We start from the raw sequence: 19,596 nt of genomic DNA on the forward strand, positions 1-19,596 counted from the left end.
CTGCCATTGCCGCTGCTGAACGGTTGACGGATAGGAAGAGTACTGGCTATAATGATTTATACAATAGCTAATTAATTAATATAATTATTAATCAAAAGGAAAGCGGTGAACAAATGAAGACAGAAGGAACATTAACAGTCCATACGGGGCGGCGCGGGGCGGAACTCAGCGATTTGTTCGGCATCTTCTTCGAGGATCTCAACCATGCAGCGGACGGAGGATTGTATGCCGAACTGGTCCAGAACCGGTCCTTTGAATTTGATCCCATAGACAAGGCTGACTACCATGCGCTGACTGCCTGGGAACCGGTGATACGCGGAGACGGGCAAGCTGTAATCACTGTGGAAGACAAAGAACCTTTAAATGCCCGGAATCTCCATTATGCAGTCATCGACATTGTGTCGGAGGGTGGCGGAGTCGGCATCATGAATCTGGGCTTTAACAGCGGCATCCCGGTAAAAGAAGGCGATAATTATAAATTCTCCATGTACGCACGCCGCGATAACAGTTGGGATACGTCTCTGACTGTAACGATAGAAGGAGTAGACGGCACCGTTTATGGTGCTGCGGAAATCACCGTGAACAGCAGTGAGTGGGACCGGTACGAGGCCGTAATACAAGCTGATAGTACAGACAACAGCAGCCGGCTTGTAATCCTTGCAGGGGGAAGCGGAAAGGTATGTCTGGACATGGTGTCCCTGTTCCCGGAGAAGACCTTCCTGAATCGGCCCGGCGGCCTGCGCGAGGATCTCTCAGTGCTGCTCGCGGACATGAAGCCAAAGTTTATGCGTTTTCCGGGAGGCTGTCTGATCCATGACGGGTCGCTCAACCCGGATGACAGAAACTCGATGTACAGATGGAAGAACACCATCGGGGATATAGCCCAAAGACCGCCCAGACGGAACAACTGGAGTTATAATCAGACACTTGGATTAGGATATTTGGAATATTTCCAATTCAGCGAGGATATTGGCGCGAAGCCGATTCCGGTTCTGCCCGGCGGATACGACCCGCATCATAAACGGATTGTACCACTGGATGAATTGCAGCCGTGGATTGATGATGCGCTTGATTTAATAGAGTTCGCGAACGGCGATTCCTCAACGGAATGGGGCGGCATCCGTGCCGGCCTTGGCCATCCTGAGCCCTTTGGCCTGGAGTATATCGGCATTGGGAACGAAGAGGTAGGCGAGCCGTTTTTCGAACGGTATCCCTATTTCCATGAGGCCATCAAGGCCAAGTATCCGGAAATTAAGGTGATTAATTCGAGCGGCCCTTTCTCAGCGGGCAAGGAATATGAACGGGGCTGGGCATCGGCCAGAGCAAACGGCTCCGATCTGGTAGACGAGCATTATTATGCGGCACCGGAGTGGTTCCTGGCCAATCATCACCGGTATGATGAATTTAAAGCCGGTGAGCCGAAGGTATTCCTCGGTGAATATGCCTCATGGGGCAACACTTATTATAATGCGCTGGTCGAAGCTGCGTTCATGACCGGGCTTCAGAACAACGCCCACGCGGTCGGACTGGCCTGTTATGCCCCCATGCTCTGCAATGTGGATTATGTAAATTGGAAGCCGGACATGATCTGGTTCAACAATCATCAAGCCTACGGGACGGCCAATTATTACGTGCAGAAATTATTCATGAACCATCAGGGCGATCAGCTGCTGGAGATGAGAAGCTGCGGTTTTGCACCTGCTCAAGCACAGGAGGTTCAACCGATAACCGGAGCCATCACACTGGCGGTGGATGCTTCCGCTGCCCGTTTCTCCGAGATCTCACTGGTTAACAATCTGACTGGAGAAGTGAAGGCTTATGCGGACCTGTCCGGTGAGGTTGCGGATCTGCCGGATCCGGCATTAAATGGAGCAGCCAAGCGGACGCTGGAGCTGGGTCCTACGCATTGGACGGATTATACACTAAGTCTGAAAGCGGTACGCACCGGAGGGACAAAGGGGTTTGTGCTCTATTTTGGCAAAGCAGATGAACAAAATCATTTATTCTGGGAAATCGGCGGCTGGCAGAATCAGGATTCCATAGTTGCTTCCATTGCACAGGGCAGAAATTCCGTCTTGACCCATACCCTGTTCACCGTCGAAAGTGATGTGGAATACAATCTTACGCTGGAGGTCTCGGGAAGGCAGATCCGCACTTATATTGACGGAGAGCTGATTAACGAGACGGAAGATAAACTGCTTGTAATAGAACCGCTCTATTATACAGCAAGTGTGGAGCATTCTACCGGGGATATGATTCTCAAAACAGTCAATATGCAGGAAGTGAGCATTGCTGCTGAGATTGTATTGGAAGGATTGACCGACAAGCGCCTGAGTATAGAAGTATACGAAATGTCGGGACATCAGCCGGAGGACGAAAACAGCTTCAAGCAGCCCATGCTTGTCTCCCCGAAACAGAAGGCCTTGCAGACAGAGGGCAGCAGCTTTGTTTATGAGTTTCCGAAGCAGTCGGTGACAGTGATGAGACTCCGATAACAACCTTGTATAGCTGAGAATAGACATAAGCGCTTGGCTTCCCGGGAAGCAGGCGCTTTCTGCTGTTTAATATGCTCTTCTGAGCTGGTGTTAGGGGACGGGGCCTGCGGATTTCACCCGAAACTGGCTTGGGGTAAGCCCGACGAACTTCTTAAACTGCCGCATAAAATGCACGCTGTTCTCATAGCCGCAAGCGGAAGCAATATGGCTTACCGGGTAGGAAGTGTTCTCCAGCAAATACGAAGCATATCCGAGCCTGTTGTGGATGACGTCAACCATGACCGGGATTCCGAAGATCTGCTTGTACATATGCTGGAAATGCGAGCGGCTGAGCCGCAGCTTCTCTGCAAGCTGATCCACGGTAAACCAAATCCAGGGCGAATTATAAACTTCATTGCGCAGAGCCAGAAACTGATCGTAGTATTTGCTGATTTGCTCGTGATTCTCCACATGATTGCGGATATCGCTCAGCTTCATAAAAAGACAACGGATCGTGTAATCAATAATTTCGCTGCGGAAGGAGCCGGTTTGCAGATGCTCCAGTTGAATATCATTCACTTTTCTGGAGATATAGAACGGGTCATGCGCCCGGATCAGCGTATCAAACGGAAGATTCAGCTGACTGAAGAAATCCTCGGCGTCCTCCATCTCAAAGTGGAACCAATCATGGATCATCGGACATCCGGCCCCCCGGTAGAACTGAAGGCTGCTTTTCTTGTAGATAATGTAGGTGTTTTTGTCGGCGATGATCCTTTGGCCCTGTAGCTGTATCTCCATGCTGCTGCGGAACATTAAAAATAGATAATCCCCCGAGCCATGGGGACGGTCTATCGTAAACCCTTCGGGATGGATAACGTTATAACCGCATCTCTTCAGCTGTATCAATTTCACACTCTCCCAAAACATATAATAGATCAGTTAAAGGATAGAATAAAACATTTTATTTTAAGGGTCAAGTGAAAAATATATGTGAGATTAACAGATAATAAGTTAGTATCGGAGATAAGAGTAAAAGAGTGTTCATCCGGAATTCTGAGTGGACGCATTCAGTTATTCGTAAACAGATGTCAGAACATTCAGAGAGAAATTGTGTCGAGTGTCAGTAAAATATATAATGAAAGAGTAGACGCAGCGAAGAACAGAGACGGCAGCGGCGAAGCAAGGCGGGCATCATACATACCAAAGGAGAAATTTAATGTGAATGAGAAGCTGAAGAAGGCATATGAACGAGTGGGGCTGTCTGAAAACGTATCCAGAGAAGAGATAAATAAACGGTTTGATCTGCTGCTTAAACGGCGGCGTTCCAAAGCTTCCGATGACGAAAGGTCGGCGCCGGAGGAGGATTTTCAGGCCTTCAAGTTTATTCTGGATAGTCTGGACGAGCAGGAGATTCAGGAAGCCGAAGAGCAGAGATTGGCGAAATACGGCAAGCTTTCCGGTTTTGCGAGTAAATGGGAACGGTTTATGCGCCTGTACAAGACACATGTAATTGTATCCATTATTATCGTTATTGTACTGGCTGTAGGCGGAAACGCGCTCTATAATAATTGGCAGCATAAGAAATACCTCGCCTCTCTGCCGCCGGTTGATGCGGAAATCATGTTCCTGGGCAATTTCGGGGTTCAGGACCCGGATGGTAAGACGGATGATCTGGAAAAGGCAGTTATCGCCCAATACCCTGATTGGAAGCGGGTAGAGGCCAGTATCGTTTATCTCCCGCAAACAGGACCCGGTTCGGATACGTTTGATATGAACTATATGCAGAAGGCCGTTGTAGAACTGGCGGCGAATCAGCCGGATGTTCTCATTCTGGATGAAGCAACCCTGGAATGGATCGGAGGGCAGGATGGCTTCGGGAATCTGGAGGCCGTCGTAGCAGACGGGGCAATTGCCAAAGACGATTCCCGCCTGAAATGGGGGAAGAATGAAGAAAGCGGACAGGAGGAGCTGTACGGCGTAGACATTACAGACTCACCGTTTGTATCCGCGCTTCCACTCAACCATAATTCCAAAAACATCATCATTGGGGTTCTTGGTGAAGATGAAAACAAGGACAAGCTCATTTCGTTCATCGAGAAGATCGCCGGGAAGTCAGCCGCTCAAAAATAGCCTTGAGGTTCTCTGAAGCTTCGATTGTATAGAACAAACCGTTATCATGCTGCTTTGCGCAGCACGATAACGGTTTTTTTACAATAGGCAAACAAAAACCGTGACACCTTATACGGGGCACGGTTTTGTATCGTATAGCAAGCAGGTAGCAGGTTGAGGGACGCATATCCAGTCAGGGAATTACAGCCCTGTCTGTGCAGTCCTGCAGCCCCTGCTTGTCCTACTGTTCCAGGCGGTAACCGCCATGAAATACAGGGCCGACATATTGATTGAAGGCGTAACCGCTGCGGATGGCTGCGGAGACGAAATCCTTCGCTTTGACTACTGCGTCATGCACAGACAGGCCGTTCGCCAGGCCGCCGGTAATGGCAGCTGCAAACGTGCAGCCTGCTCCGTGATTGTACGCAGGTTCAATCTTGGCGGTTTCAAGTACAGTATATTCGGAGCCGTCGAAGAAGACGTCAATCGCAAGGTCTCCACCTAGCGCTTTGCCGCCTTTGACAACGACATTTTGGGTTCCCAGCAAATGGATCAGGCGCGCAGCCTCTTTCATTTCTTCAATGGTTGTGAGCTTGCCCAGTCCGGAGAGCACCCCTGCTTCAAACAGGTTAGGAGTGGCTACGGTAGCCAGCGGCAGCAGCAAATCACGGATGGCATTTGCGCTCTCCGGATTCAGCACCTCGTCTTCACCTTTGCAGACCATAACCGGGTCAATGACCACATTGGTCTGGAGGTTTTCCTTGATCGCTTTTTCCGCAACAAGCACAATATCCACACTGCCCAACATCCCTGTCTTCATCGCGTCCACAGGTCCACCGGCAAAGATAGTCTTTAGCTGCTCCGCCACGATGGAAGAGTCAACCGGGTAGACATTATGGTGCCAGCCGTTATCCGGGTCCATGGTGACGATGGTTGTTAGAGCGCTGAAGCCGTAAGTGCCATACTCCTCAAAGGTTTTTAAATCAGCTTGAATGCCTGCGCCTCCACTGGAGTCACTGCCGGCAATGGTTAGGGTTTTTATGATCTTTGACAAGGTAACGTCTCCTTCTTGTATAAGAAATTCTAAAGCATGATTCAGAGGGAATCATTTTAAACTCTCCGATATTATAACAAAAAACACCGCCAGCGTCCTCAAAAAAGCACACTGCGCTTGTTTCACTCCGGGCTTTCTCCTTAAGGTCAGTGATGAATGCGGAAATGTCATAGGTAGGAGCAAGGGTTCCATTCCTGCTGCGGTGCATATCAATATAGGAGAAAAGCTTGTGCTCACAAAACTTTGAGGAGGGTACCATGATAGAAATCAGCTTATGCATGATTGTCCGCAACGAGGAGAATAGCCTGCCCCGCTGCCTGTCTTCGGTAGGGGCGATTGCTGATGAAATCATCATTGTGGATACCGGGTCAACGGACAACACCAAAGAGATCGCCTTATCCTATGGGGCGGTTATTTATGATTTTACCTGGATTGATGATTTCTCAGCCGCCCGCAATTTTGCTTTCAGCAAAGCTACCAAGGAATATATCTTCTGGCTGGATGCCGATGACTACCTGAAGGACGTGGATCATGTACGGTTCAGGGAGCTGAAGCACAGCTTGCCAGACGGTGTGGACAGTGTGAACATGCAGTACAATCTGGCTTTTGACGGAGAGGGGAGAGTCGTCACCTCTTTGCGCCGCAACCGGCTGGTCCGCAGAAGCTGCAATTTCAAGTGGATAGGTCCGGTGCACGAGTATCTGGAGGTCTACGGGCCCGCTTACAGCAGTGACGTCTGCATCACTCATGAAAAAGACAAAGTGTACACGGACCGCAATCTGCGGATCTATCAGAAGCGGGTGGCGGAAGGTGAGGTATTCTCGCCGCGTGACCAATATTATTATGCCAACGAGCTGCGCGACCATGGAATTTATGAGGAAGCCTGCCGCTATTATGAGCTGTTCCTCGACGGAGGTTTGGGCTGGATTGAAGATAATTACCAGGCTTGTCTTAGGCTGGCTGAATGCCGGGAGCAGCTGGGAGACAGGGAGGGAGCCTTCCAGTCATTATGCCGCACACTGCAGTATGATACCCCCCGGGCGGAGTTTTGCTGCCGGCTAGGTGCCTGGCATGTAGAGAAAGGCCAGCTGCTCCCGGCTGTCTACTGGTATGAGCTTGCGATTAAACTCCCGCGGAATAATGATTCAATGGGTGTGAAGAACGAGGCGTTTGCCACCTGGGTGCCTAATCTTCAGCTTGCTTTATGTTATGACCGGCTGGGCCAGCGCGAGAAAGCTAATCTATTCAATGAAGCCGCTTTGCTCTATCATCCCATCCATCCAAGTATGCTCTACAACCGTAATTATTTCAAAAATGTGCTCGGAGACAATTATGTAGAGCTGCATTCACGGGAAGCTGCCGAGAAGGAAGCGGAGTAACACGTTGCCCGCCCAGCCCATTGGCCGCTTTGCGCTTTGAATGAGGGGCTTCTGAGCAGACCTACTTGCATGCTGCGGCTGCATCCGGACTCCAGTGCAGCTATTTCGGATAAACAGCAGCATCCAGCGAGGAATCGGACCTCATGGACGTTATGCTCTACATTTGGCGATAAATGGCCGCCTTTTGGCGAGAATAGCGGCTATGCAGTCCGCCGGCAAGGAATACAGCACGTTCGTGGTAAGATAGCGGCTCCTGAGTCCGGTAGACGCAGCAAATGTAGTTTTGCCAGCTTACTGGAACAGCATTGTCTGAATCGCAGAGCCGGAATCATTTGCTCCACCAGGAATGCGGTAGTTTCCATCCCATAATCCCTGAACAGGCGGCAAAAGGCCCGCTGCATCTATCATATGCAGCAGGCCTTTTAGACTTTAATGACTGTGTGCAGCCTGTCCGGTGCTGTCCACCAGCAGCTGGGGTTCACTGCTTCGGATGAAATCCAGCACCTTGTCAAAGATGATGCGGTGTCCCTCTTTGTTGGGGTGAATCCCGTCCCGGCAGATGAACTTGGTGAAATCCGGCTGCTGGAGAAAAGCGCCCCGGACATCAATGATTTTGGTTCGGGTGCTCTCGGCGACCTTGATAATCGTGGAATTGTATCTTTCCTGCCACCAGTAGATTTTAGTGATGCTGCCGAGCCATTTCAGAATATTCACTTCCGACGCCGGGTTGTTTCCGCTGACCCATTTGAAATAGCTGTCCGCATCCAGCGGAGGGAGACTCATCAGAATAGGCATAATCCCCTGGCTTTTCAGGAAATCAATCATATCCAGCAGCATTTTTTCGAAAGCCGTGAAATCGGTCTTGGGATTATGCTCTGCCTCGGGGTTATTCATAATTTCCTCCCAATGAAAGTCGCAGTCATTTCCCCCATATTCGATCAGTACCACATCCGGTTTCTCCTTCAGCACATCCCGTTTCAGATTGCCGAAGCCCTTGAGCAGTGTGTTGCCGAATCTGGCCGTATTGCGCAGCGCTCCCTTCAGATTGCCCTGAAGCAGCGACACGTAATTTTCTTCCAGAATGACATATTTGCTTCTCGCTTCATCATAGACCACCCCTTTGGAGATGGAATCGCCGCTTACCATATATTTAAACTGGGGCACGGCAGTTTGTTTGTCCGATACGTTCATATGACTAGCCTCACCTCCGATAGCTTTATTGTACTTAATCTTAGTGTAATCCATTCGTCCAAGGATTGCCTATGTATATATGTCATGGATTTAGGGGCTGAAGAGGTCCAGTCACTTCTTAAATAATGCCATATCCTATATAGAGTTAAATTTGTGATAAGGAGGCGTTTTGTAATGACCCAGGTTGTTGATTTCAGTAAAAGCTCAATATCCAGCTTCAGCCAGACGATTTCCGTGCCGGTCCTTGGCGCTCCTTCAAGCAATACACTGACCCAGTTTGGGCTCGCGACAGCGCAGGGAGGCAGTGTCCTGCTCAATGCTTCGGTTGGCGTGCAAACCACACTCGGAAGTCCGGACCTGCTGTTCACGATTTTGCGTGGGGCAGCCGCTATTTTTTCAATTCGTGCAAGTGCGCTGAACGCCGGACAATTTGACCCGATTAGTTTCTCCTATGTGGATTCCAATGTGCCTGCCGGATATTTTGCCTATACGCTGACAGTTTCGATTGTTAACAATGCTGCCCTTAATTCTGCAAATCTGGTAGGTCCTGTGGATTTCTCAGGACTATCGTTGGTGTGAAGCCATGACACAACTCATTGATTTCGGAAAAAGCATCCCGTCGAGCTTCAGCCAGTCCGCATCATTGCCCGTAAACAGCTTGCCAAACAGCACTGTTCTGGGACAATTTGGTTTAGCTGTAGGCGCTAATGGCTCAGTTTTACTTCAAGGCACCATTGGCCTGCAAAGCACTGGACCAAACAGCTCCGACATTATTTTTACGATCTCGCGCAATGCGGTGCAGGTCTTCACCATTCAATCCAGCGGGCTGGCAGTAAACGACTTTGAAGCCGTTCATTTCTCTTTTGCAGATAGCGGAATCCCTGCCGGATATTATGGATATGCTTTAACCGCTTCTTCAATTAGTACGGTGAACCCGCCGGTTATTATCGGTCCGCTTTTATTCTCGGGGCTTTCCATACTTTAATTTTTGGAGGCTGCCGGAGCAATCATGCTCCTGGCAGTTTTTTTTATGCTCCAGGCCTGTACCTTTACTATTATTTTCCGTTTTCTCACCGGTTGGGCAAAGTTTTCTCTCATTGGACAAATAATATCCACATAGACATATATGGAATTGTATTATACCTGATTGCGAAGGAGGTGGGCTGCGCGTTGTCCTGCGGGAAACTCTCTGCTTGCAGCAGAAGGAAAGGAGATCAGAAAATATGCCCTTTACAACGGGGGCGGTTTACAATCCGCCGGCTGGACTCAACCATATCGACCGAATACAGATTTCCTGTTTGAATGACTCGATTATAGCCGCTATTAATATCAATTTGCAGATCTTTCATTTTCGGGGCAATAATTTCACCCGCGTACCGGTGGGCGAGTCCTTATTTCAGGTCAATCCCCAGCAGCTTGTCGTTCAGACCTTTTCTGTGAATCTAGCCGATTATTATGAAGCCCAGATCAATTTCTACAGTGCTGTTAATACTGTCATAAATGTGTTCGCCATAGACGCTGCCGGAAACTTCCTTAACAGCATTCTTCAACCTGAGTTTACATACATCGACCGCTTAACAATGATCTCTACTTGAAGATGGGGTGATACGAATTGGTGAATGTCAATGTTACCGCCGGGCTTCCGGGCAATCATATTGAACCTTCCATCGCAGTCAATACGTTGAGTCCGAATATTCTGTGCGCGGTGGCGGTGGATGACAGCACAGGTACAGCTTTGACCGGATTCTACAGATCTATTGACGGGGGGCAGACATGGTCGGCAACTATTCTGCCGCAGGCACCGGGTTATATGAGTGCAGAAGCACCCACCATAGACTATACGTTTCCTAATACCTTTATTGTTGCTGTTCATTTTTTTAATGCGTTTAATGATGGAACCATTGCAACCTATACCTCTTTCGACAACGGTGTGACCTTTAATCCCCCTGTTATTGTCCGGCGGGGTTTTGGTCTCTATATCCACAATGATGAGCCTTTTCTTGCCGTGGACCGCTCACCCTCCAGTCCGTACCTGGGAAATGCTTATGTAGGCTACACGCCGCTTTATGATCTGGCGCAGAACTCGGCGATCTTCTTTCAACGCTCCTTAGATCAGGGGTTAAGCTGGGAACCTCCGCAGCGTATATCAGATCCGAGAGGGAGGCTTGAGCGTGCTGCTCTGGCAGTCGGACTCGCCGGTGAGGTATATGTCGGTTTTATTGAGCTTGGGTCGGCCCCCAAAGACGCCTATATCCGGGCTTCACTGGATGGCGGAGTCACCTTTAATCCACCCGTTACCCGTGAAGCTACATTTATCGCCAATACGGTTCCTGTTCCAAGTCCGCTGCCCGTACCGAATTATGCCTTCCGTGTGCAGACAAATCTTAGCCTTGGAGCAGATATTTCGGCCGGATCCTTCGGCGGGTTCGTCTATGCGGTGTGGAATGATTTCCGGCTGGGGTATGCAGACATCTTTTTCTCGCGGTCGCCGGATGGTTTGCTCTGGTCACAACCTGTCAGCATAACGGGTGCGCCGCCAGGCTCGCAGAATTTTTCACCATCGATTACGGTGTCACCTTCCAACGGAACAGTGCGGGTAATTTATTATACGAACCGTCTGGATGGTTTCCTGCTGGATGTCTTCGTGGCGGAATCCATCAACAGCGGCTTGTCCTTTGTGAACCGGAGAGTATCGGATGTGTCCACGAATCCGAACGGGAATTCACCTACACCGGTTCCGCTCATCGGAGATTATATTACTGCAGCAACGATCTTCCCGGATACACTGGGAGCAGTATGGAACGACACGCGGCTTGGAAAACAGGATGTTATTTTCGGGAATTGAACATATGTATGTAAGCCGCAACAGTATAAACAGCAGCTCAACGCCACAATCGGGCAGTTGAGCTGCTGTTTTGCTTTTGAGGCTATCGTTATTTCCTGCCTGCCCTAAAGCTGTTCATCCTGCGTACCAGTGCGGACTTGGGCTGATTGTCAGCAGGTGTGCCTTGGAGGAAATTTTTGATACTCCGTTCCATGATTCTGACGCTGTTCTCCCAGGTCCATCCGGCAGAATCGTTTTCTCCCTGCATGGCTAACCGGGCTCTGAGCAGATGATCCTGGCTCAGGCGGAGGACATCCTCGGCGAGCCGGTTCTCGTACCGGTAGGAGAGCAGGCAATTCTCTTCATGACGGGCATATTCGAGATTGCCGCCGGAGTACACGGAGACGAGCGCCGCTCCGCAGCGCATGGCTTCCAGTCCCGGGAGGGACCCGGTATCAAAAATGCTGGAGCTGACAAAAATATCCGCCCCATTGTAGTGATAGCAGAGCTCTTCATCATTCAGCGGTGTGAAGAAGCGGTATTTGCCGCTGGCCTTCATCTGCTGCAGGGAATCTGAGGTATAGAATTCATCCGGCGGACTGATGAAGTTGATGTTTACAACGGGAAGATTCTGTTTGACGATATCCAGCTGCTGTACCAGATAATCCTGTTCGCGATGCCAGGAGAAGCCGTTCTCAACCTTGCGCAGAATAGCGGTAATGTTCAGCGGCTCCTGCAGTTTGTGGCGGATATGCATATTATTAAAGGAGGAGCTGATGCCGACAGGCACAATACTTCCTGAAATCCCATGATTTAATTCAATCAATTCCTTCTGCCACTGAGATAGAACGATCAGCTTGCCGGTGGTATGATAACTGGGAAAGGATACATGATTTTCCGGCAAAAAAAGCGGCTCGTAACATAAGGACAGGCGTACATGAATTCCCTTTCCATTCTTGCTGGCGGCTTCGGCCACAGGCACAGTGGTATAGAAATTGGAAACAATGACATCGCTGGCCGGAAAGTCGGTTTCACGCAGCACTGTGTGGTCGGTGCGGAGCAGGGTGGAGTGGATCTCATAGGAAATGTCGCCCCCCAGCGGCATGAGAATCACAACCTGGTGGCCCAAAGCTGTCAGACCATTGGTGAGCTCCACCAGCATCCGTTGCGCCCCGCCATGGCATAAGGTGAGAATGGGGAATGTGAACCTCATAGATGATCGCCTCCCTTCTGGAGAATACAGCATCAGCAGCGATGCTTTTTGTATACTATTTTATTCAGAAGGATAGGAAAAGTACCGGGTATCCGGTCATTAATCAAAAATCGGGACTAGCGAACAGGAGGCAAAGAGGATGAGTGAAATGATTGCGGAGTGTATGAGAAGGCTGGATCAATCTCTGGAGTATGTGGAGAAAGCTGTAGGCAAGCTGCCGGAAGAGAAGATATGGTTCCGTCCCCGACCGAAAATGAATGCGATCGGCAACCTTTGCCTTCATGTCGCAGGCAGCGAATACCAGCATCTGGTCAGCGGGATTGGCAATCAGCCGGTGATCAGGGACAGACCGGGTGAGCTTCTGGAGACAGGCGGACATAGCCGGGAAGAATTGCTCACCCTGCTAAGATCGGTAAGAGCCGAGAGCTGGTCCGTTGTCCGGAAGCTCACGGCTGCAGATTTGGAGCGGGTAGTTACCATTACCTACCCGGAGAATTCCGGCGTGGAGAGCTACCGGTGGAGCATCCAGAAGATACTGATCGGTGCGGCAGAGCATTATTCCTATCACACCGGGCAGATTGTGTATGCAGCGAAGTGGCTGCAGGAGGAAGACGCACATCTTTTGAACTGGAAGCATTACAATTAATCATTTCCCGAGAGCGGTCAACAGGGCAACTGTTTCCCGAATCTCAGGAAGAGTGATTTCCTCCAGGGAGACATCAATCATAGGCTTGAAGGTCTGAAGCTTTTGCAGGAATTCTGCAGTGTGGAACAGCCCCTGGCCCGCTTTTCCGTGACGGATATGGTTCCCTTCGAGGTAGATATCCTTCAAGTGAGCCAGGATCATCCGGTCACCCAACAGACTGAAGGCACTGTCCACAATTTCATCCTGCCGGGACACATCGTCACCGATCCAGTTGCAGGGGTCGAACACGACGCCTATGGAGCTGGAAGGGACCTCATCCAATAGGCGGCGCATTTTTTGCGGGGTGGATAAGGTGTGGGTACTGACGCCTTCGATCCCCAGAAATACGCCCCATTTCTCCGCTTCCTCGGCCAATTCTTCCACCGTAGTCCGCAGCGTTTCCCAACCGATCTCCTCGTAACGGTAAGACTCCATCTCTTGAAACGTATGCAGGTCCCCGGTTTCTGTAGCTACCATCGGTGCGCCGAACTGTCTGGCAAACTGCAAGTGTTCCTTGAAACGGTCGATTTCTGCCCTGCGGACCACCGGGTCCGGATGAACGGGGTTGATGTAGCAGCCGAGAACACCGATACGGATCCCTGCCTTGTCGAATTGCTCGCCGATATAATTCGCCAAGCCGGGACTCAGTTTGCCGGGGGAAGTGTCGATATCCTGTATTGCCTTGGACAGGGCGAGCTGCACGAAGCTGATATCGTGGGCCTGCAGTGTGGAGGTTAAGGTCTGGAGCGGCAGACAACCTGCTGAATGCGCCAAAGTTCCGTATCGAATGATGAACATCTCCTTTTGAATTCTCTGGATTTATATTATTATTACTATTAATATTAATAACGCTTACAAGAACTTGCAATAACAAAGACTAAGTTTAGGAGATTATGCTATGAATACTATTGAACTGCGTAAGCAGGAATTGGAAAACTGCCGTCCTGAACCGACACTTGATGCACAGTCAGCCGACAATTACTGGGATGGAATCCTCGCAGAATATGAGCAGAAGCCGCTGCACATTATCACTGTTCCCGAAGAAACACCCTATCCGGGCATGGAGGTTAACAAAGTCAGCTTCAAGGGATTTGATGAAACCACGGTGCATGCCTGGCATATTCAGCCGTCCTGGAATGCAGAAGCCGGGCAGGCGCTGCCCTGTATCGTTACCTTCCCGGGTTATACCGGGGACCGGGGATACCCTGAACGTTATGCCTCATGGGTGCTTCTCGGCTATGCTGTTCTGGCTGTAGATGTGCGGGGCCAGCTGGGTGAGACGGGTAACCTGCTGCCCCAGAGCAGCGGCGTTGCCAAAGGCTGGATCACCCAGGGGATCCTGGAGAAGGAGCACTCCTACTACATGGCTGCGGCGCTGGATGCCGTCCGGGCCGTGGATACCGCCGCGCAGCTGCCCGGCATAGATCCCTCACGCATCGCTGTTACCGGCGGTAGCCAGGGAGGCGGACTTTCCCTGCTGGCAGGCGCGCTGAACCCGCGTGTCGCTGCGGTCGCTGCCGACATTCCGAATCTTTGCCGGCTGGATTTCGGGGTGCTGAATTCAACCAGCTCTTTGACAGAGATCGCTGATTATATCAAGCGGTACCCGGAGCATCTGGAACGCATTCTGCATAATCTTGCCTATTTCGATATTGTGAATCTGGCGCACCGCTTTACTGCACCTGTAATGATGTCTGTCGGCTGGAAGGACACGGTATGTATGCCGGAAACGATCTATGCGGCGTATAACCGCATTACGGCGCCCAAAGAAATCTGGGATTACCCATTCTCCGGACATGAGGTCGGCGAGTTCCATAACCGTCAGAAGGCGATGTTTTTCCAGCGGCATTTAGGGGCTGCGCAGCAGCGTTAGGTAATTTTTATACCCTTGATCTGGAGTAATACCAGGTCAAGGGTTTTAATTTTAGCTATATAGATTGAACCGTAGTCACGGCCAATCCCAAAATAGAAGAATTATAAGTTCAATCTATATAGAGCGTTGCCCGAAGGGGTACGGTGTATATGTTATAATGAGGGAGCTTTAGAACTTATTAAGGATTAGTCTACAATCACAGGAGGGATCGCTAATGGAGAAGGACGGAAACAAGCTTCCCGCAGAACTCGTAGTGGACCATTTCAAATACAGCACAGAGAACGAGAGGCTGGTGCAGAAGAGCTTCTGGAGCAAAACCAGGAAATTCGCCGGCAAAATTCCTTTTACCAAAGATGCGATTGCAATGTACTATTGCGCCATTGACGCCAAAACTCCATTGTGGGCAAAAGGTATTGCCTTCGGAGCACTAGCCTATTTCATCTCTCCGATTGATGCTATTCCTGATGCCTTGCTCGGTCTGGGACTGACGGATGACGCGGCTATTATTGCGGCAGGCATTCGGGCAATCGCCGGACAGGTAACGGACGAACACAGGGAGAAGTCAGAGGTTTTCTTCAACGGGGATAAATAAAGCAGTTCATACAAAAAAGGTGCAGCATCATGCCTGCACCCCTGTTTCTGGATCAACTAGGGCAGCTTTCTTTGGAAAGCTGTTTTATTTTGTATTCCTCGCCCCAATCCCTCATCAGCATGATGATCGGGATCAGTGTCCGGCCGAATTCGGTCAGGGAATACTAAACCTTTGGCGGCACTTGATGGTAGACCTCGCGGTGCACCACCCCGTCTTCCTCCAGCTCACGGAGCTGCAAGGTCAGCATCCGCTGGGTAATGCCGGGACAGATACGGCGGAATTCATTGAACCGTTTCTTGTCGTCCATTAAGTGGTACAGGAGCACACCCTTCCATTTGCCGCCAATAACGTCGAGCGTAAATTCTACGGGGCACGCTGTTTCGTTGCCGTCCGGGCATTGGCCAAATCCGCCTTTTCGATCTCGCATTCGGGGATCACTCCTATAGTATCAATTTGTATACTACATAACAAAAATGTGCGTACTACAAAATCAATTATATATACATTAATATTATGCTTGTAAGCCATAATCAGTCAAACTAAACTTGTCCAGTTATAGAAAGGGAGTATGTAAGATGGAAGCCAGTGCGACAGCAGCAGCCAAGCATGAAATCCTATCCGCCTTTGAATTCAGACATGCGACGAAAGTGTTTGACAGCAGCCGGAAAATCAGCGAGGATGATTTTCAGTTTATTCTGGAGACGGGACGGTTGTCTCCAAGCTCCTTCGGGTTTGAGCCCTGGCGGTTTGTTGTGGTACAGAACCCGGAAATCCGCGAGAAGCTGCGCCCCTTTGCCTGGGGGGCCCAAGGACAATTGCCAACCGCCAGCCATTTTGTGCTGATTTTGTCCAGACAACCCGGAGATATGGCCGCCGGATCGGATCATATCCGGCATATGATGGAACAGGTGCAGAACCTGCCACCCGAAGCTGCTGAAGGTAAGCAGCAGACTTACGATTCTTTCTTGAAAGTCGACTTTGGTCTGAAAGACAATGAACGGGCCATGTTCGAGTGGGGGGCCCGCCAGACGTATTTGGCTCTCGGCAATATGATGACCGCCGCAGCGATGATCGGCATCGATTCCTGCCCGATAGAAGGCTTCGACAAGGCGAAGCTTGAAGAGGTACTGGCTGCTGAAGGTATTATGGACCCTGAGCATTTTGGGATATCCTGCATGGTAGCCTTTGGTTACCGGGTCAATGAGCCGCGCGGGAAAACTCGGCAAACTGCCGGGCAAGTGATTCAGTGGGTGTAAAGTAAAGAGGAGTAATGTAAATGGAAGAAACCTCTCCATGTGAGCGGGCAGTGTGAGAACACGATCCCGTTCTGGAGAGGTTTCTTTTTAGGATGTAAGGATTTATTTTGTTCTACACTCATGAAAATACATAGAAGCTTCGAAAAATAATTGAAAATTTACTGAAAGTTCTGCTACTCTAATATAGTCAGTATTTTTACATAGGATATTCATTTTAAGACTGAAGGGATTCCTGCATCATGAAAATCATCCGCATTATTGCCGAGGTCGGAATATTGTACGCGTTCTATCTGGCCGGAGACTATCTGCAAAAGCTGCTGCATCTCCCGGTTCCGGGCAGTATTGTCGGGCTTCTGCTTCTGTTTATATTGCTGCTCTGCAAAATCGTGCCGCTCAAGCTGATTGAGAATGGCTCCTCCTTTATTCTGGCCTATCTTCCGATGTTCTTCATTCCGGCGACTGCCGGGATTATGAACCACCTCGATATTTTCAGCGGCAGAGGACTCCTGCTGATTGCCATTCTCGTGGTGAGCAGTGTGCTGACCATGGTCGTAACGGCCCATTCCAGCCAGTGGTTCACCGGCCGCAGCGCCAGACGCAGAAGCAGAAACAGCTACCGCACTGGAAGCCTTAGAGAGAAGGGGAAGGAAGCATGAGATTTTTGCTCGCAGTTGGCTTTATCCTGCTTAATGTGGGGATTTATCTCCTGATGTCCATGCTTTACAAACGTTATCGTTTCCCCGTACTCCTGCCGGCCCTGACGGCAACCTTTACAGTGGTTGTGCTGCTGATGGGCTTTCATATTTCCTACGACACTTATATGATCGGCGGTGAGTGGATCAACAAGCTGCTTGGACCTGCAGTTGTCTCTCTCGCTTATCCGTTGTACAAACAGCGTCATGTGTTGTGGCAGAACCTCCCCGCAGTGCTTGGGGGTACGGTAACCGGACTTCTGGTCGGGATGTTCAGCGGCCTGCTGATGGCGGCAGGAATGGGATTTTCCAAATTGTATGTTCTTTCAGTCCTGCCGAAATCGATTACGACCGCTGTAGCGATTCAAATCTCCAGCAATCTGGGCGGGGATTCCTCGCTGACTTCCGTATTTGTGATGATTGCCGGATTCACCGGAGCCATCGGCGGTCCTTACATCATCAAGCTGTTCCGCATCCGGGGCGAGTCCGGCATCGGGATCGGTCTGGGCACGGCTTCACATGCACTTGGTACGGCAAAAGCCTTGGAATACGGCGAGCAGTCCGTCTCCATGAGTTCCGTAGCGATGACGGTGTGCGCTATCGTCGGCTCCATTATCGGACCGCTCGTGGCCTGGATCATGTATCATTAATACCTCTGGCCTAGCCGTTCACCTGCAGCCGGATCACATTCCAGGAAGCCTTGGGAAGCAGGGCGCTTACGCGTCCGCCGTCTGCCGTGGCAGTGCCGCGGTCATGCGGCAGGACCGTCCCCGGGTTGCTTCGGGTGTTCATTGCATGAATATCCTCATGTTCCAGTACGGTATGCTGGAGTACGGTAACAGCCCCGAAGCTGCGCAGGTCCACAGCTAGCTCCAAGCCTTCTGCCAGATGGCGGTTAACGGCAAACACAGTTACCTCGTTCAGCTCTTCGTTGTATACACTGATTGCTTCCAGATAGGGAACATCGGTGAAATCCTTGGAATCATATTTCGGACTGGAAATGAGCGGGTGCAAAACGGTCCCGCGGCCATAGACGGAAGCATGCATATAAGGATAGTACGTGGTCTGCAGCCAGAGCGGGCCGCCGTTTTCGGTCATAATTGGTGCAATGACATTAATAAGCTGGGCAATGCAGGCCATCTTCACCCGGTCCGCGTGCTTCAGCAGCGAAATTAGACAGCAACCCACAACAAGCGCATCCTCCAGCGTGTACACATCCTCGAATTCCGGCGGGGCGACCTGCCAATGCTGCTCGGCGCGGCTCGAACCCTGGGACTTCCACACATTCCATTCATCCATGGAGAGATAAATCTTTTTCCTGCTCTTTTTCTTGGCCTTGATATAATCGCATACAGCGGCTACACTGTCGATAAACTGGTCCATATCCAGGGAGCGGGCCAGGAAATTGGGGGTATCGTCTTCATTGTTATTGTAGTACGTATGCAAAGACAAGAAATCCACATTATCGTAGGTGAGATCCAGCACAGTAGCTTCCCACTCGGCGAAGGTGTTCATCCCGCTGCCTGAGCTGCCGCAGGCGACAAGCTCAAGTGAAGGATCCACCCAGCGCATGGCTTTGGCTGTTTCATTGGCTAGGCGCCCGTATTCAACTGCCGTCTTGGCCCCGATCTGCCATGGACCATCCATTTCATTGCCGAGACACCAGGTTTTGAAGGCATGGGGGGCTGCATAACCGTGGGAGATCCGCAGATCACTCCAGTAAGAGCCGGAGGGGTGATTGCAATACTCGACCAGATTTCTGGCCGCATCGATCCCCCGGGTACCGAGATTGACGGCCATCATGACTTCGGAGCCTGCCAGCTTTGCCCATTCTGCGAATTCATTAGTACCCATTTGATTGGTTTCGGTCGTCCACCAGGCGAGTTCAAGAGAGCGCTTACGCTCAGCCTTGGGACCAACTCCATCTTCCCAGTTGTAGCCTGAGACGAAATTCCCGCCGGGATAACGGATAATCGGAACATTGAGCGTGCGGATGGCCTGCAGGGCATCTCCGCGGAAGCCGTTCTCATCTGCCGTTGGATGTCCCGGTTCGTAAATACCGCCATAGACAGCCCGTCCCAGATGTTCAATGAAAGAACCGTAGACCCGCGGGTCCACCTCAGCCAGCTTAAAATCCTTATCGACAATCATCGAGGATTGTATCGTCATGAATTATCTGCTCCTTTGTAAAGGATTAATTAATATATTAATCCGTAAAGTAATAACTGATTACATAATACGTATGTCAAGCTAT

19 protein-coding genes and 1 pseudogene are annotated in these 19,596 nt (G+C 50.4%); 13 read left to right on the forward strand and 7 right to left on the reverse strand.

Annotated features, from left to right (window positions below; genetic code table 11):
- Positions 1-113 precede the first annotated feature (113 nt).
- Positions 114-2,495: an alpha-L-arabinofuranosidase C-terminal domain-containing protein gene (locus tag MHI45_RS31910; RefSeq protein WP_076113004.1), complete on the forward strand. Its 2,382-nt coding sequence runs from the start codon at positions 114-116 to the stop codon at positions 2,493-2,495.
- Positions 2,496-2,585: 90 nt separating this feature from the next.
- On the opposite strand, the gene MHI45_RS31915 is transcribed toward MHI45_RS31910, so the two are convergent.
- Positions 2,586-3,380 carry a helix-turn-helix transcriptional regulator gene (locus MHI45_RS31915; protein WP_076113005.1) on the reverse strand — a complete coding sequence of 265 codons (795 nt, stop codon included), beginning with the start codon at positions 3,378-3,380 and terminating at the stop codon, positions 2,586-2,588.
- 312 nt (positions 3,381-3,692) lie between these two features.
- On the opposite strand from MHI45_RS31915, the gene MHI45_RS31920 reads away from it, so the two are divergent.
- Complete coding sequence (locus tag MHI45_RS31920; RefSeq protein WP_076113006.1) at positions 3,693-4,604, forward strand: hypothetical protein; 912 nt, start codon at positions 3,693-3,695, stop codon at positions 4,602-4,604.
- 220 nt (positions 4,605-4,824) lie between these two features.
- On the opposite strand, the gene thiD is transcribed toward MHI45_RS31920, so the two are convergent.
- Positions 4,825-5,637 carry a bifunctional hydroxymethylpyrimidine kinase/phosphomethylpyrimidine kinase gene (gene thiD / locus MHI45_RS31925; protein WP_076113007.1) on the reverse strand — a complete coding sequence of 271 codons (813 nt, stop codon included), beginning with the start codon at positions 5,635-5,637 and terminating at the stop codon, positions 4,825-4,827.
- 257 nt (positions 5,638-5,894) lie between these two features.
- On the opposite strand from thiD, the gene MHI45_RS31930 reads away from it, so the two are divergent.
- Positions 5,895-7,016 carry a tetratricopeptide repeat-containing glycosyltransferase family 2 protein gene (locus MHI45_RS31930; protein WP_076113008.1) on the forward strand — a complete coding sequence of 374 codons (1,122 nt, stop codon included), beginning with the start codon at positions 5,895-5,897 and terminating at the stop codon, positions 7,014-7,016.
- Positions 7,017-7,445: 429 nt separating this feature from the next.
- Here MHI45_RS31930 and MHI45_RS31935 read toward each other — a convergent pair whose 3' ends face one another.
- Positions 7,446-8,207, reverse strand: a complete 762-nt coding sequence (locus MHI45_RS31935; RefSeq protein WP_038590046.1) for an SGNH/GDSL hydrolase family protein — start codon at positions 8,205-8,207, stop codon at positions 7,446-7,448.
- A gap of 174 nt (positions 8,208-8,381) precedes the next feature.
- Between MHI45_RS31935 and MHI45_RS31940 the strand changes: the two genes are divergently transcribed.
- The 4 genes from MHI45_RS31940 (at position 8,382) to MHI45_RS31955 (ending at position 11,052) form a co-directional block, all read left to right on the forward strand.
- A complete protein-coding gene (locus MHI45_RS31940; RefSeq protein ID WP_038590050.1) occupies positions 8,382-8,786 on the forward strand; it encodes a hypothetical protein in 405 nt (134 codons plus the stop codon).
- A gap of 4 nt (positions 8,787-8,790) precedes the next feature.
- A complete protein-coding gene (locus tag MHI45_RS31945; protein WP_076113009.1) occupies positions 8,791-9,192 on the forward strand; it encodes a hypothetical protein in 402 nt (133 codons plus the stop codon).
- Between the two features lie 238 nt (positions 9,193-9,430).
- Complete coding sequence (locus MHI45_RS31950) at positions 9,431-9,802, forward strand: hypothetical protein (RefSeq protein ID WP_076113010.1); 372 nt, start codon at positions 9,431-9,433, stop codon at positions 9,800-9,802.
- A 20-nt stretch (positions 9,803-9,822) separates the two neighbouring features.
- Complete coding sequence (locus tag MHI45_RS31955; protein ID WP_076113047.1) at positions 9,823-11,052, forward strand: hypothetical protein; 1,230 nt, start codon at positions 9,823-9,825, stop codon at positions 11,050-11,052.
- An 88-nt stretch (positions 11,053-11,140) separates the two neighbouring features.
- Here the strand turns inward: MHI45_RS31955 and MHI45_RS31960 are convergent, their stop codons facing one another.
- Positions 11,141-12,244, reverse strand: coding sequence for a glycosyltransferase family 4 protein (locus MHI45_RS31960; protein ID WP_341118591.1), 1,104 nt, complete (start codon positions 12,242-12,244; stop codon positions 11,141-11,143).
- A gap of 139 nt (positions 12,245-12,383) precedes the next feature.
- Here MHI45_RS31960 and MHI45_RS31965 point away from each other — a divergent pair, with 139 nt between their 5' ends.
- Positions 12,384-12,890, forward strand: a complete 507-nt coding sequence (locus tag MHI45_RS31965; RefSeq protein WP_076113012.1) for a DinB family protein — start codon at positions 12,384-12,386, stop codon at positions 12,888-12,890.
- Here MHI45_RS31965 and MHI45_RS31970 read toward each other — a convergent pair whose 3' ends face one another.
- Positions 12,891-13,727, reverse strand: coding sequence for a sugar phosphate isomerase/epimerase family protein (locus MHI45_RS31970; protein ID WP_076113013.1), 837 nt, complete (start codon positions 13,725-13,727; stop codon positions 12,891-12,893).
- 100 nt (positions 13,728-13,827) lie between these two features.
- Between MHI45_RS31970 and MHI45_RS31975 the strand changes: the two genes are divergently transcribed.
- On the forward strand, positions 13,828-14,802 hold the full coding sequence (locus MHI45_RS31975; protein ID WP_076113014.1) for an acetylxylan esterase: 975 nt from the start codon (positions 13,828-13,830) through the stop codon (positions 14,800-14,802).
- A 214-nt stretch (positions 14,803-15,016) separates the two neighbouring features.
- Positions 15,017-15,394 (forward strand): YkvA family protein, encoded by a 378-nt coding sequence (locus tag MHI45_RS31980; RefSeq protein WP_076113015.1) that lies wholly within the window; start codon positions 15,017-15,019, stop codon positions 15,392-15,394.
- Positions 15,395-15,446: 52 nt separating this feature from the next.
- Here the strand turns inward: MHI45_RS31980 and MHI45_RS31985 are convergent.
- A pseudogene (locus MHI45_RS31985) lies at positions 15,447-15,821 on the reverse strand (winged helix-turn-helix transcriptional regulator).
- Between the two features lie 148 nt (positions 15,822-15,969).
- Between MHI45_RS31985 and MHI45_RS31990 the strand changes: the two are divergent.
- From MHI45_RS31990 to MHI45_RS32000, 3 genes are all read left to right on the forward strand, one after another.
- A complete protein-coding gene (locus MHI45_RS31990) occupies positions 15,970-16,650 on the forward strand; it encodes an NAD(P)H-dependent oxidoreductase (RefSeq protein ID WP_038590067.1) in 681 nt (226 codons plus the stop codon).
- Positions 16,651-16,889: 239 nt separating this feature from the next.
- Entirely contained in the window at positions 16,890-17,306 is a 417-nt protein-coding gene (locus MHI45_RS31995) for a CidA/LrgA family protein (RefSeq protein ID WP_038590069.1), read from the forward strand.
- On the forward strand, positions 17,303-17,992 hold the full coding sequence (locus MHI45_RS32000; RefSeq protein WP_038590072.1) for an LrgB family protein: 690 nt from the start codon (positions 17,303-17,305) through the stop codon (positions 17,990-17,992). Before MHI45_RS31995 ends, MHI45_RS32000 begins: the two co-directional genes overlap by 4 nt.
- 10 nt (positions 17,993-18,002) lie before the next feature.
- Here MHI45_RS32000 and arfA read toward each other — a convergent pair whose 3' ends face one another.
- Positions 18,003-19,511, reverse strand: coding sequence for an arabinosylfuranosidase ArfA (arfA, locus tag MHI45_RS32005; protein ID WP_076113016.1), 1,509 nt, complete (start codon positions 19,509-19,511; stop codon positions 18,003-18,005).
- Positions 19,512-19,596: the final 85 nt, after the last annotated feature.

It is taken from the genome of Paenibacillus sp. FSL H3-0321, assembly GCF_038002865.1.
Lineage (GTDB): Bacteria > Bacillota > Bacilli > Paenibacillales > Paenibacillaceae > Paenibacillus_AQ.

Excerpts from the sequence above, each read along its gene's own strand:
- MHI45_RS31975 (WP_076113014.1), top strand. The coding sequence starts at position 13,828 with ATGAATACTATTGAACTGCGTAAGCAGGAATTGGAAAACTGCCGTCCT.
- MHI45_RS31940 (WP_038590050.1), top strand. The coding sequence starts at position 8,382 with ATGACCCAGGTTGTTGATTTCAGTAAAAGCTCAATATCCAGCTTCAGC.
- MHI45_RS31945 (WP_076113009.1), top strand. The coding sequence starts at position 8,791 with ATGACACAACTCATTGATTTCGGAAAAAGCATCCCGTCGAGCTTCAGC.
- MHI45_RS31960 (WP_341118591.1), bottom strand. The coding sequence starts at position 12,244 with ATGAGGTTCACATTCCCCATTCTCACCTTATGCCATGGCGGGGCGCAA.
- MHI45_RS32000 (WP_038590072.1), top strand. The coding sequence starts at position 17,303 with ATGAGATTTTTGCTCGCAGTTGGCTTTATCCTGCTTAATGTGGGGATT.
- MHI45_RS31970 (WP_076113013.1), bottom strand. The coding sequence starts at position 13,727 with ATGTTCATCATTCGATACGGAACTTTGGCGCATTCAGCAGGTTGTCTG.
- MHI45_RS31950 (WP_076113010.1), top strand. The coding sequence starts at position 9,431 with ATGCCCTTTACAACGGGGGCGGTTTACAATCCGCCGGCTGGACTCAAC.
- MHI45_RS31930 (WP_076113008.1), top strand. The coding sequence starts at position 5,895 with ATGATAGAAATCAGCTTATGCATGATTGTCCGCAACGAGGAGAATAGC.
- MHI45_RS31990 (WP_038590067.1), top strand. The coding sequence starts at position 15,970 with ATGGAAGCCAGTGCGACAGCAGCAGCCAAGCATGAAATCCTATCCGCC.
- MHI45_RS31995 (WP_038590069.1), top strand. The coding sequence starts at position 16,890 with ATGAAAATCATCCGCATTATTGCCGAGGTCGGAATATTGTACGCGTTC.
- MHI45_RS31980 (WP_076113015.1), top strand. The coding sequence starts at position 15,017 with ATGGAGAAGGACGGAAACAAGCTTCCCGCAGAACTCGTAGTGGACCAT.
- MHI45_RS31965 (WP_076113012.1), top strand. The coding sequence starts at position 12,384 with ATGAGTGAAATGATTGCGGAGTGTATGAGAAGGCTGGATCAATCTCTG.
- MHI45_RS31935 (WP_038590046.1), bottom strand. The coding sequence starts at position 8,207 with ATGAACGTATCGGACAAACAAACTGCCGTGCCCCAGTTTAAATATATG.
- MHI45_RS31910 (WP_076113004.1), top strand. The coding sequence starts at position 114 with ATGAAGACAGAAGGAACATTAACAGTCCATACGGGGCGGCGCGGGGCG.
- arfA (WP_076113016.1), bottom strand. The coding sequence starts at position 19,511 with ATGACGATACAATCCTCGATGATTGTCGATAAGGATTTTAAGCTGGCT.